Below are 13,476 nucleotides of genomic sequence, written 5' to 3' on the forward strand. Positions count from 1 at the left end.
GGCCGCCCATTTCAGAGCGTTACACGACCAGACCGAAGTCTTAGCCGAGGCTGATCTGTACTTCCACACCTGCCGCCAGATCGAGCTTCATCAGCGCGTCAACGGTTTTATCCGTTGGCTGGACGATGTCCAGAACACGCTTATGAGTGCGGATCTCGTACTGGTCACGCGCGTCTTTGTTGACGTGCGGGGAAACCAGAACGGTGAAACGCTCTTTGCGGGTAGGCAGTGGAATTGGACCACGCACTTGTGCACCAGTACGTTTCGCGGTTTCCACGATTTCCTGGGTGGATTGGTCGATCAGGCGATGGTCGAAAGCCTTCAACCTGATACGGATTTGCTGATTTTGCATTGGATTTCAGACTCCAGGCTGTTCCCAACGGACGCACTACGCCCGCTAAAAGGAGGCGTGATTCTATAGACGCCCCCATTTAGTGTCAACCCAATAAAAAAAACCCCCGCTGAGCGGGGGTTTTTTCAATCGGCCGAGTGATTACTCGATGATTTTGGCTACGACGCCAGCGCCGACGGTACGACCGCCTTCACGGATAGCGAAGCGCAGACCGTCTTCCATTGCGATGGTCTTGATCAGGGTGACAGTCATCTGGATGTTGTCACCTGGCATTACCATTTCAACGCCTTCCGGCAGTTCGCAGTTACCGGTCACGTCAGTGGTACGGAAGTAGAACTGAGGACGGTAGCCTTTGAAGAACGGAGTGTGACGACCGCCTTCTTCCTTCGACAGAACGTAGACTTCTGCGGTGAACTTGGTGTGCGGTTTGACCGAACCTGGCTTGACCAGAACCTGGCCACGCTCAACGTCGTCACGCTTGGTACCACGCAGCAGAACGCCGCAGTTCTCGCCAGCTCGGCCTTCGTCCAGCAGCTTGCGGAACATTTCAACACCGGTGCAGGTGGTGGTCGAAGTGTCACGCAGACCAACGATTTCCAGCGGATCCTGAACGCGGACGATACCACGCTCGATACGACCGGTAACAACGGTACCACGACCCGAGATCGAGAATACGTCTTCGATCGGCATCAGGAACGGCTGGTCAACGGCACGAACTGGCTCAGGGATGTAGGCATCCAGAGTTTCTACCAGCTTCTTGACAGCGGTAGTACCCATTTCGTTGTCGTCTTTGCCTTCCAGCGCCATACGAGCCGAACCGATGATGATCGGGGTGTCGTCGCCTGGGAAGTCGTAGGTGGACAGCAGGTCGCGAACTTCCATCTCGACCAGTTCCAGCAGCTCGGCGTCGTCTACCAGGTCAGCCTTGTTCAGGAAGACCACGATGTACGGAACGCCTACCTGACGGGACAGCAGGATGTGCTCACGGGTTTGTGGCATCGGACCATCGGCGGCCGAGCAAACCAGGATCGCGCCGTCCATCTGGGCAGCACCGGTGATCATGTTCTTCACGTAGTCAGCGTGACCTGGGCAGTCAACGTGAGCGTAGTGACGAATGTTCGAGTTGTACTCGACGTGAGCGGTGTTGATGGTGATACCGCGCGCTTTTTCTTCCGGAGCCGAGTCGATCTTGTCGAACTCAACGACTGCCGAACCGAAAACTTCGGAGCAGACGCGAGTCAGAGCTGCGGTCAGAGTAGTCTTACCGTGGTCAACGTGGCCGATGGTGCCGACGTTAACGTGGGGAAGGGAACGATCAAATTTTTCTTTAGCCACGACAGTGAACCTCTTGCCTAAAGGGCTGGATTAGCCTTGTTTTTTAACGAGTGCTTCGACGATGTTCGACGGAGCTTCGGAGTACTTGGAGAATTCCATGGAGTAGCTTGCGCGACCCTGAGACATGGAACGAACGTCGGTCGCATAACCGAACATCTCTCCCAGCGGGACTTCTGCACGGATAACCTTGCCGGAAACCGAGTCATCCATACCCTGGATCAGACCACGACGACGGTTCAGGTCACCCATCACGTCACCCATGTAGTCCTCAGGGGTTACTACCTCAACCTTCATGATCGGCTCAAGCACAACACCGCCGCCCTTCTGGGCCAGCTGCTTGGTCGCCATGGAGGCCGCGATCTTGAACGCCATCTCGTTGGAGTCGACGTCGTGGTACGAACCGTCGAACACGGTAGCCTTCAGACCGATCAGAGGATAGCCGGCAACAACGCCGTTCTTCATCTGCTCTTCGATACCCTTCTGGATCGCCGGGATGTATTCCTTAGGAACCACACCGCCAACGACTTCGTTGGTGAAGACTAGGCCTTCGGTGATGTTGCCTTTTTCGTCCTGATCCGGCTCGGAGAAGCGGATCCAGCAGTGACCGAACTGACCACGACCACCGGACTGACGAACGAACTTACCTTCGATCTCGACACCAGACTTGGTGATCTTCTCGCGGTAGGAAACCTGCGGCTTGCCGATGTTGGCCTCAACGTTGAACTCGCGCTTCATGCGGTCAACGATGATGTCCAGGTGCAGCTCACCCATACCGGAGATGATGGTCTGGCCGGTTTCTTCGTCGGTCTTGACGCGGAACGACGGGTCTTCCTGGGCCAGCTTGCCCAGAGCGATACCCATCTTTTCCTGGTCTTGCTTGGTCTTCGGCTCAACCGACAGGGAAATTACCGGCTCAGGGAAGTCCATACGCTCAAGGATGATTGGCTTGTCGGCGTCGCACAGGGTTTCACCCGTGGTAACGTCCTTCATGCCGATCAGGGCCGCGATGTCGCCAGCGCGTACTTCCTTGATCTCTTCACGCTGGTTGGCGTGCATCTGCACCATACGACCAACGCGCTCTTTCTTGCCTTTTACCGAGTTGATGACCGAGTCACCGGAACTCAGAACGCCCGAGTAGACGCGAACGAAGGTCAGGGTACCTACGAACGGGTCGGTAGCGATCTTGAACGCCAGAGCCGAGAACGGCTCGTTGTCGTCGGCGTGACGCTCGTCTTGGCGAACAGCCGGATCGTCCTTGGCCAGGTCGGCGTCGTCCGGGTTGATACCCTTGATTGCAGGGATCTCGGTCGGGGCCGGCAGGTAGTCGATAACGGCATCGAGAACCAGGGGCACGCCCTTGTTCTTGAACGACGAACCGCAGACAGCAGGAACGATCTCGCTCGCCAGAGTACGGGCGCGCAGACCAGCCTTGATGTCTTCGACGGACAGGTCACCTTCTTCAAGGTACTTGTTCATCAGCTCTTCGTTGGCTTCGGCAGCAGCCTCAACCATGTTGCTGCGCCATTCGTTAGCCAGGTCAACCATATCCGCAGGAATTTCTTCCTCGCGGTAGGTGGTGCCCTTGTCGTCTTCGTTCCAGTAGATGGCTTTCATCTTGATCAGGTCGACCTGACCCTGGAAGTCGTCTTCTGCACCGATGGCCAGCTGGACCGGAACCGGGGTGTGACCCAGGCGGTTCTTGATCTGGCCGACAACGCGCAGGAAGTTGGCACCGGCACGGTCCATCTTGTTCACGTAGACAACACGTGGAACGCCGTACTTGTTGGCCTGACGCCATACGGTTTCGGACTGCGGCTCAACGCCGGAGGTACCGCAGAACACAACGACCGCGCCGTCGAGTACGCGCAGCGAACGTTCTACTTCAATGGTGAAGTCAACGTGGCCGGGGGTATCGATGACGTTTACGCGGTAGTTGTCATACTGACCACGGGAACCTTTCCAGAAGGTGGTAACGGCAGCGGAGGTAATGGTGATACCGCGCTCCTGCTCCTGCACCATCCAGTCGGTGGTCGCGGCGCCGTCGTGCACCTCGCCCATCTTGTGGCTCAGACCTGTGTAGAACAGGATCCGCTCGGTAGTGGTAGTCTTGCCCGCGTCAACGTGGGCGCAGATACCGATGTTACGGTAGCGGTTAATTGCTGTAGTACGAGCCATAAAGCCCTCGCAAAATGATTGATGCTTGAATTAGAAGCGGTAGTGCGAGAACGCTTTGTTGGCTTCGGCCATACGGTGCACGTCTTCACGCTTCTTGACTGCAGCACCCTTGCCTTCAGCAGCATCCAGCAGTTCGCCGGCCAGGCGCAAGGCCATCGACTTCTCGCCGCGCTTGCGGGCGTAGTCTACGAGCCAGCGCATTGCCAGAGCGTTACGACGGGATGGACGAACTTCAACCGGAACCTGGTAAGTGGCACCGCCGACACGGCGGGACTTAACTTCGACCAGCGGAGCGATGGCGTCGAGAGCTTTCTCGAAGATTTCCAGGGGGTCGCTGTTCTTGCGTGCTTTGACGGTATCCAGGGCACCGTAAACGATGCGCTCGGCTACGGCCTTCTTGCCGCTTTCCATCACGTGGTTCATGAACTTGGCGAGAATCTGGGATCCGTACTTCGGATCGTCAAGGATCTCACGTTTTGCTGCTACACGACGTCTTGGCATGATAAGCCCTCAAACGGTCTTCAGGTTAGCCCGGGACCAGGTCTCTCGACCCCTGCCCGACCTTACTCTTATCGACTCAAATAAATGGATGTCTGCAAACGGCCGATTACTTCGGACGCTTGGTACCGTACTTCGAACGACCCTGGTTACGGCCTTTAACGCCCGAAGTATCCAGAGAGCCGCGAACGGTGTGGTAACGAACACCTGGCAAGTCTTTTACACGGCCGCCACGGATCAGGACGACGCTGTGCTCTTGCAGGTTGTGGCCTTCACCACCGATGTACGAGGAGACCTCGAAACCGTTGGTCAGACGCACACGGCATACTTTACGCAGTGCCGAGTTAGGTTTTTTCGGCGTGGTGGTGTACACACGGGTGCACACGCCACGACGCTGCGGGCAGTTCTGCAGCGCAGGTACGTCGGATTTCTCGACGGTACGCTTACGCGGCTGACGTACCAGCTGGTTGATAGTTGCCATCTACTAGCTCCACTGATTGTCTTGCGACGCTATTGTCTTGCAAGAAAGCCAAAAATTGGCGAGACGGAGCCTCACCAAATTTAAGGGTACAAAAGTCTAAAGAGGATCTTGCACCCAGTCAAGACGAGGCCCCGGCCCTCCCCGCCCGGTCATCGGCAACAATTGATGTCACCGATGGCCTTGCGAGATGCGCCGGGGCCTTGCCCTGTACTTAGTTACCGCTGGAGTTCAGCGCTTCGGTCAGTGCGGCTTCCACCTCACTGGCGCTCACACGCAGCGGCTTGTCGGCATCACGGCGGCGCTTGCGCTCGCTGTGGTAGGCCAGACCAGTACCGGCGGGGATCAGACGACCTACGACCACGTTCTCCTTCAGGCCGCGCAGGTAGTCGCGCTTGCCGGTTACCGCCGCTTCGGTCAGTACGCGGGTGGTTTCCTGGAAGGAAGCCGCGGAGATGAACGACTCGGTCGACAGCGAGGCCTTGGTGATACCCAGCAGCACGCGGGTGAACTTGGAGACGAACTTGTCCTCGGCGGCGAGACGCTCGTTCTCTATCAGCACCTGGGTCAGTTCCATCTGGTCGCCCTTGATGAAGCTGGAATCGCCCGACTCGGTGATCTCGACCTTACGCAGCATCTGACGCAGGATGGTCTCGATGTGCTTGTCGTTGATCTTCACGCCCTGCAGACGGTAAACGTCCTGGATCTCGTTGACGATGTACTTCGCCAGCGCGCTCACACCCAGCAGACGCAGGATGTCGTGCGGATCGCTCGGGCCGTCGGAGATAACTTCGCCGCGGTTTACCTGTTCGCCTTCGAAGACGTTCAGGTGACGCCACTTCGGAATCAGCTCTTCGTACGGCTCGCTGCCATCGGTCGGAGTAATGACCAGGCGACGCTTGCCCTTGGTCTCTTTACCGAATGCGATGGTGCCGCTGACTTCAGCCAGAATCGAGGCTTCTTTCGGACGGCGCGCTTCGAACAGGTCGGCAACGCGCGGCAGACCACCGGTGATGTCACGGGTCTTCGACGTTTCTTGCGGGATACGCGCGATAACGTCACCAACACCGATCTGCGCACCGTCAGCCACACCGACAAGGGCGTTGGCCGGTAGGAAGTACTGGGCAGGCACGTCGGTACCTGGCAGGTACAGGTCCTTGCCAGAAGCGTCGACCATCTTGATTGCCGGACGGATTTCCTTGCCAGCGGCAGGGCGATCCTTGACGTCCAGGACTTCAATGTTGGTCAAACCGGTCAGTTCGTCGGTCTGACGCTTGATGGTGATGCCTTCTTCCATGCCCACGAAGGTCACGGTACCTTTCAGCTCGGTAACGATCGGGTGGGTGTGCGGGTCCCACTTGGCGACGATGGCGCCAGCTTCGACCTTTTCACCTTCCTTGACCGAAATCACCGCACCGTAAGGCAGCTTGTAGCGCTCACGCTCACGGCCGAATTCGTCGGCAATGGCCAGTTCGCCCGAACGCGATACGGCAACCAGATTGCCATCGGCACGCTCTACCTGCTTGAGGTTGTGCAGACGCACCATACCGCCGTTCTTCACCTGGACGCTGTCGGCAGCCGAGGTACGGCTTGCAGCACCACCGATGTGGAAGGTACGCATGGTCAGCTGGGTACCCGGCTCACCGATCGACTGGGCAGCGATAACGCCGACAGCTTCACCGATGTTCACCTGGTGACCGCGAGCCAGGTCACGACCGTAGCACTTGGCGCAGATGCCGTAGCGGGTTTCGCAGTTGATCGGCGAACGCACGACCACTTCGTCGATGCTGTTCAGCTCGATGAACTCGACCCACTTCTCGTCGACCAGGGTACCGGCCGGAACGATGACGTCCTCGGTGCCTGGCTTGAACACGTCACGGGCGATGACACGACCCAGTACACGCTCACCCAGCGGCTCCACAACGTCGCCGCCTTCGATGTGCGGAGTCATCAGCAGGCCCTGGTCGGTGCCGCAGTCGATCTCGGTAACCACCAGATCCTGGGCGACGTCTACCAGACGGCGAGTCAGGTAACCGGAGTTCGCAGTCTTCAGTGCGGTATCCGCCAGACCCTTACGAGCACCGTGGGTCGAAATGAAGTACTGCAGAACGCTCAGGCCTTCACGGAAGTTCGCAGTGATCGGCGTCTCGATGATCGAGCCGTCCGGCTTGGCCATCAGGCCACGCATACCGGCCAGCTGACGGATCTGGGCCGCGGAACCCCGCGCACCGGAGTCAGCCATCATGTACATCGAGTTGAAGGATTCTTGCTCGACTTCGTTGCCTTCGCGGTCGATGACCTTCTCTTTCGAGAGGTTGGCCATCATCGCCTTGGACACTTCGTCGTTCGCCTTCGACCACAAGTCGATGACCTTGTTGTACTTCTCGCCCTGGGTTACCAGGCCGGAGGCGTACTGGCTCTCGATCTCCTTCACTTCATCGGTAGCGGTACCGATGATGCGGGCTTTCTCGTCCGGGATAACGAAGTCGTTAACACCGATGGAAACGCCGGAAATGGTCGAGTAAGCGAAACCGGTGTACATCAGTTGGTCAGCGAAGATAACGGTCTCTTTCAGACCAACCACGCGGTAGCACTGGTTGATCAGCTTGGAGATCGCCTTCTTCTTCATCGGCTGGTTGACCACGTCGTACGGCAGGCCTGCCGGTACAACCTGGAACAGCAGCGCACGGCCGACAGTGGTGTCGACGATGCGGGTGTTCTTGACCACGGAACCGTCACGCTCTTTCACGGTTTCGTTGATACGAACCTTGATTTTCGCGTGCAGGGCAGCCTCGCCGGCGCGGAATACGCGGTCGACTTCCTGCAGGTCGGCGAATACGCGACCTTCGCCCTTGGCGTTGATGGCTTCGCGGGTCATGTAGTACAGACCCAGTACAACGTCCTGCGACGGAACGATGATTGGCTCACCGTTGGCTGGCGACAGGATGTTGTTGGTCGACATCATCAGCGCGCGCGCTTCGAGCTGGGCTTCCAGGGTCAGCGGCACGTGAACGGCCATCTGGTCACCGTCGAAGTCGGCGTTGTACGCGGCACAGACCAGCGGGTGCAGCTGGATGGCCTTGCCTTCGATCAGAACCGGCTCGAAAGCCTGGATGCCCAGACGGTGCAGGGTCGGCGCACGGTTGAGCAGCACGGGGTGTTCGCGGATCACCTCGGCGAGCACGTCCCAAACCTCTGGCAGTTCACGCTCGACCATCTTCTTGGCAGCCTTGATGGTGGTCGCCAGACCACGCATTTCCAGCTTGCCGAAAATGAACGGCTTGAACAGCTCAAGGGCCATCTTCTTCGGCAGACCGCACTGGTGCAGACGCAGGGTCGGGCCTACGGTAATTACCGAACGGCCAGAGTAGTCCACACGCTTACCGAGCAGGTTCTGACGGAAGCGACCTTGCTTACCTTTGATCATGTCGGCCAGGGACTTCAGCGGACGCTTGTTCGAGCCGGTGATGGCGCGACCGCGACGGCCGTTGTCCAGCAGGGCGTCGACCGCTTCCTGCAGCATGCGCTTTTCGTTGCGCACGATGATGTCCGGCGCCGACAGATCGAGCAGGCGCTTCAGACGGTTGTTACGGTTGATCACCCGACGATACAGGTCGTTCAGGTCGGAAGTGGCGAAGCGGCCGCCATCCAGCGGCACCAGCGGACGCAGGTCCGGCGGCAGCACTGGCAGGACGGTCAGAACCATCCACTCAGGCAGGTTGCCCGAGCCCTGGAACGCTTCCATCAGCTTCAGGCGCTTGGACAGCTTCTTGATCTTGGTTTCCGAGTTGGTCTGCGGAATCTCTTCACGCAGGCGGCCGATCTCGTGCTCCAGGTCGATAGCGTGCAGCAGCTCGCGGACCGCTTCGGCACCCATGCGGGCGTCGAAGTCGTCACCGAACTCTTCCAGCGCTTCGAAGTACTGCTCGTCGTTCAGCAGCTGGCCCTTTTCCAGGGTGGTCATGCCCGGGTCGATAACCACGTAGCTCTCGAAGTAGAGCACGCGCTCGATATCACGCAGGGTCATGTCCATCAGCAGGCCGATACGGGACGGCAGCGACTTCAGGAACCAGATGTGGGCGACCGGCGAGGCCAGCTCGATGTGCGCCATGCGCTCACGACGAACCTTGGCCAGGGCAACTTCAACGCCGCACTTCTCGCAGATCACGCCGCGGTGCTTGAGGCGCTTGTACTTGCCGCACAGGCACTCGTAGTCCTTGACTGGGCCAAAGATCTTGGCGCAGAACAGGCCGTCACGCTCAGGCTTGAACGTACGGTAGTTGATGGTTTCCGGTTTCTTAACTTCACCGAACGACCACGAACGGATCATTTCAGGCGACGCCAGACCGATGCGGATGGCGTCGAACTCTTCGACTTGACCCTGGTTTTTCAGCAAATTCAGTAGGTCTTTCAAGGCCTTTCCTCCTGGCGGAGCAGGGAGCGGGCATTACCTGCCCCACTCCCCTTCGCGTCACGTGTTATTCGGTTTCCAGATCGATATCGATACCGAGCGAACGGATCTCTTTGATCAACACGTTGAAGGACTCGGGCATGCCCGGCTCCATACGGTGATCGCCATCCACGATGTTCTTGTACATCTTGGTACGGCCGTTCACGTCGTCCGACTTCACTGTGAGCATTTCTTGCAGGGTGTATGCCGCGCCGTATGCTTCCAGCGCCCACACTTCCATCTCCCCGAAACGCTGACCACCGAACTGCGCCTTACCACCCAGCGGCTGCTGGGTAACCAGGCTATAGGAACCAGTGGAACGCGCGTGCATCTTGTCGTCCACCAAGTGGTTCAGCTTGAGCATGTACATGTAACCAACGGTCACAGGACGCTCGAACTTGTTGCCGGTACGGCCGTCGAACAGCACCATCTGGCCGCTCTCTGGCAGGTCGGCCAGCTTCAGCATGGCCTTGATCTCATGTTCCTTGGCACCGTCGAAGACCGGGGTAGCCATCGGCACGCCCTTCTTCAGGTTGTTGGCCAGGGCCATGATTTCTTCGTCGCTGAACTCGTCCAGGTTTTCCTGGCGACCGCCGATCTCGTTGTAGACCTCGGTCAGGAACACACGCAGTTCAGCCGCCTTGCGCTGCTCTTCGATCATACGATCGATCTTCTCGCCCAGACCCTTGGCCGCCAGGCCCAGGTGGGTTTCGAGGATCTGACCGACGTTCATACGCGAAGGTACGCCCAGCGGGTTCAGTACGACATCGACCGGAGTACCGTTGGCGTCGTGCGGCATGTCTTCGACCGGCATGATGACCGAGACAACACCCTTGTTACCGTGACGACCGGCCATCTTGTCACCCGGCTGGATGCGACGGCGGATTGCCAGGTAAACCTTGACGATCTTCAGCACGCCCGGCGCCAGGTCATCGCCTTGCTGCAGCTTGCGCTTCTTGTCTTCGAACTTGTCGTCCAGCAGACGACGACGGTCGACGATGTACTGCTGAGCCTTTTCCAGCTGCTCGTTCAGTGCATCTTCGGCCATGCGCAGTTTGAACCACTGGCCGTGCTCCAGACCGTCCAGCACTTCGTCAGTGATCACGGTGCCTTTCTTCAGGCCCGCGCCACCGTCGACCACCTGGCCGTTCAGGGCGGAACGCAGACGCTCGAAGGTTGCACCTTCGACGATGCGGAACTCTTCGTTGAGGTCCTTGCGGATCTCGTCCAGCTGCATCTTCTCGATGGCCAGGGCGCGGCTGTCGCGCTCGACGCCATCACGGGTGAAGACCTGTACGTCGATGACGGTACCCTTGGTGCCGGTCGGCACGCGCAGGGAGGTGTCCTTAACGTCGCTGGCCTTCTCACCGAAGATCGCGCGCAGCAGTTTTTCTTCCGGAGTCAGCTGGGTTTCGCCTTTTGGCGTGACCTTGCCGACCAGGATGTCGCCAGCGCCGACTTCGGCACCCACGTAGACGATACCGGCTTCGTCCAGCTTGTTCAGTGCGGCTTCACCCACGTTCGGGATGTCCGCAGTGATTTCCTCTGGGCCAAGCTTGGTGTCACGCGCCACACAGGTCAGTTCCTGGATGTGGATGGTGGTGAAACGGTCTTCCTGAACCACACGCTCGGACAGGCAGATGGAGTCTTCGAAGTTGAAGCCGTTCCACGCCATGAACGCGATGCGCATGTTCTGACCCAGTGCCAGTTCACCCATGTCGGTGGACGGGCCGTCGGCCATGATGTCGCCACGCTGAACCTTGTCACCCTTGCTCACCAGCGGACGCTGGTTGATGCAGGTGTTCTGGTTCGAACGGGTGTACTTGGTCAGGTTGTAGATATCCACACCTGCTTCGCCGGTTTCCACTTCGTCGTCGGCAACGCGAACAACGATACGGCTGGCATCGACCGAATCGATCACACCACCGCGGCGAGCAACCACGCAGACACCGGAGTCACGGGCAACGTTGCGCTCCATGCCGGTACCTACCAGCGGTTTGTCGGCGCGCAGGGTCGGTACAGCCTGACGCTGCATGTTCGAACCCATCAGCGCACGGTTGGCGTCGTCGTGCTCGAGGAACGGAATCAGCGACGCAGCGACCGAAACAACCTGCTTCGGCGAAACGTCCATCAAGGTGACGTCTTCCGGCGCCTTGACGGTGAATTCGTTCAGGTGACGAACCGCTACCAGCTCATCGATCAGTTGCTTCTTCTCGTTCATCGCGGCCGAAGCCTGGGCGATGACGTGATCGGCCTCTTCAATGGCCGAGAGGAACACGATGTCGTCGCTGACCACGCCTTCCTTCACCACGCGGTACGGGCTTTCCAGGAAGCCGTACTGGTTGGTGCGGGCATAGGCTGCCAGGGAGTTGATCAGACCGATGTTCGGACCTTCAGGGGTCTCGATCGGGCACACACGGCCGTAGTGGGTCGGGTGTACGTCACGGACTTCGAAGCCCGCGCGCTCACGGGTCAGACCACCTGGGCCGAGTGCGGAGACGCGGCGTTTGTGGGTGATCTCGGAGAGCGGGTTGTTCTGGTCCATGAACTGCGACAGCTGGCTGGAACCGAAGAACTCTTTCACCGCCGCCGCAACCGGCTTGGCGTTGATCAGGTCTTGCGGCATCAAGCCTTCGCTTTCCGCCATCGACAGGCGTTCCTTGACCGCGCGCTCGACACGCACCAGGCCAACGCGGAACTGGTTTTCGGCCATTTCGCCGACGCAACGCACGCGACGGTTACCGAGGTGGTCGATGTCGTCGACGATGCCTTTGCCGTTACGGATGTCGACCAGGGTCTTCAGAACCTCGACGATATCTTCCTTGCTCAGCACGCCCGAACCTTCGATCTCGGTACGACCGATACGACGGTTGAACTTCATGCGGCCAACGGCGGACAGGTCGTAACGCTCGGCGCTGAAGAACAGGTTGTTGAACAGGGTCTCGGCGGCATCCTTGGTTGGCGGCTCGCCAGGACGCATCATGCGATAGATCTCGACCAGAGCTTCCAGCTGGTTGCTGGTGGTGTCGATCTTCAGGGTGTCGGAGATGAACGGACCGCAATCGATGTCGTTGGTGTACAGGGTCTCGATACGGACAACCTGTGCCTTGGCGACCTTGATCAGCAGCTCAGTGGTCATCTCGGTGTTGCATTCGGCCAGGATTTCACCGGTAGCCGGATGCACGATGGCCTTGGCAGTCGTACGGCCCAGGACGTATTCCATTGGAACGTCCAGCTGCTTGACGCCAGCCTTCTCGAGCTGATTGATATGGCGCGCGGTAATACGGCGGCCCTGCTCGACAATGACCTTGCCGGTTTCGTCATGGATGTCCATGACCGCAACTTCACCACGCAGACGCTGCGGCACCAGTTCCAGGCTGAGTTTCTCGCCGGAAATGTGGAAGACGTTGGTGGTGTAGAAGGTGTTCAGCACTTCTTCAGTGCTGTAGCCCAGGGCACGCAGCAGCACCGAGGCCGGCAGCTTGCGGCGACGGTCGATACGTACGAACACGCAGTCCTTCGGGTCGAACTCGAAGTCCAGCCAGGAACCGCGGTAAGGGATGATGCGAGCGGAGTACAGCAGCTTGCCGGAGCTGTGCGTCTTGCCACGGTCGTGGTCGAAGAACACGCCAGGCGAACGGTGCAGCTGGGAAACGATCACACGCTCGGTACCGTTGATAACGAAGGTACCGTTCTCAGTCATCAGGGGGATTTCACCCATGTAGACTTCTTGCTCTTTGATGTCCTTGATCGCTTTGTTCGACGATTCCTTGTCGAAGATGATCAGGCGCACCTTGACCCGCAGTGGGACCGCGAAGGTCACGCCACGCAGGACACATTCCTTCACATCGAAGGCGGGTTCGCCCAGGCGATAGCCTACGTACTCCAGGGCAGCATTGCCGGAGTAGCTGATGATCGGAAATACCGATTTGAAGGCCGCGTGCAGGCCGACGTCGCGGAACTGATCCTTGGATGCTCCCGCTTGCAGGAATTCGCGATACGAATCCAGCTGGATGGCCAGGAGGTAAGGCACATCCATGACGTCCGGCAACTTGCTAAAGTCCTTGCGGATACGTTTTTTCTCAGTGTATGAGTAAGCCATCAGCGTTCCCCAGCTTGGTCACCTGCTTGTTTGGCTTCTCCCGGCGGGAGCAGCCAGAAAATCGTGCAAACCCCTTGGTTTGCGCC

The 13,476-nt window shown here is 58.7% G+C and carries 7 protein-coding genes; all 7 read right to left on the reverse strand.

Annotated features, from left to right (window positions below; genetic code table 11):
- Positions 1 to 40: 40 nt before the first annotated feature.
- A complete protein-coding gene (gene rpsJ / locus ACVWZT_RS06525; RefSeq protein ID WP_003186070.1) occupies positions 41 to 352 on the reverse strand; it encodes a 30S ribosomal protein S10 in 312 nt (103 codons plus the stop codon).
- A 141-nt stretch (positions 353 to 493) separates the two neighbouring features.
- A complete protein-coding gene (gene tuf, locus ACVWZT_RS06530; RefSeq protein WP_013970634.1) occupies positions 494 to 1,687 on the reverse strand; it encodes an elongation factor Tu in 1,194 nt (397 codons plus the stop codon).
- 30 nt (positions 1,688 to 1,717) lie between these two features.
- A complete protein-coding gene (gene fusA, locus ACVWZT_RS06535; protein WP_457468661.1) occupies positions 1,718 to 3,862 on the reverse strand; it encodes an elongation factor G in 2,145 nt (714 codons plus the stop codon).
- Between the two features lie 30 nt (positions 3,863 to 3,892).
- The gene (gene rpsG / locus ACVWZT_RS06540) at positions 3,893 to 4,363 is read right to left on the reverse strand and encodes a 30S ribosomal protein S7 (RefSeq protein ID WP_003246741.1); all 471 of its coding nucleotides are present in this window, start codon (positions 4,361 to 4,363) and stop codon (positions 3,893 to 3,895) included.
- Between the two features lie 106 nt (positions 4,364 to 4,469).
- Positions 4,470 to 4,841 (reverse strand): 30S ribosomal protein S12, encoded by a 372-nt coding sequence (rpsL, locus tag ACVWZT_RS06545; protein WP_003257088.1) that lies wholly within the window; start codon positions 4,839 to 4,841, stop codon positions 4,470 to 4,472.
- A 211-nt stretch (positions 4,842 to 5,052) separates the two neighbouring features.
- On the reverse strand, positions 5,053 to 9,252 hold the full coding sequence (gene rpoC / locus ACVWZT_RS06550; protein WP_457468663.1) for a DNA-directed RNA polymerase subunit beta': 4,200 nt from the start codon (positions 9,250 to 9,252) through the stop codon (positions 5,053 to 5,055).
- A 64-nt stretch (positions 9,253 to 9,316) separates the two neighbouring features.
- The gene (gene rpoB, locus ACVWZT_RS06555; protein WP_457468665.1) at positions 9,317 to 13,390 is read right to left on the reverse strand and encodes a DNA-directed RNA polymerase subunit beta; all 4,074 of its coding nucleotides are present in this window, start codon (positions 13,388 to 13,390) and stop codon (positions 9,317 to 9,319) included.
- Positions 13,391 to 13,476: the final 86 nt, after the last annotated feature.

This window comes from Pseudomonas sp. TE21394, assembly GCF_054057835.1.

Excerpts from the sequence above, each read along its gene's own strand:
- rpsJ (WP_003186070.1), bottom strand. The coding sequence starts at position 352 with ATGCAAAATCAGCAAATCCGTATCAGGTTGAAGGCTTTCGACCATCGC.
- rpsL (WP_003257088.1), bottom strand. The coding sequence starts at position 4,841 with ATGGCAACTATCAACCAGCTGGTACGTCAGCCGCGTAAGCGTACCGTC.
- rpoB (WP_457468665.1), bottom strand. The coding sequence starts at position 13,390 with ATGGCTTACTCATACACTGAGAAAAAACGTATCCGCAAGGACTTTAGC.
- rpsG (WP_003246741.1), bottom strand. The coding sequence starts at position 4,363 with ATGCCAAGACGTCGTGTAGCAGCAAAACGTGAGATCCTTGACGATCCG.
- fusA (WP_457468661.1), bottom strand. The coding sequence starts at position 3,862 with ATGGCTCGTACTACAGCAATTAACCGCTACCGTAACATCGGTATCTGC.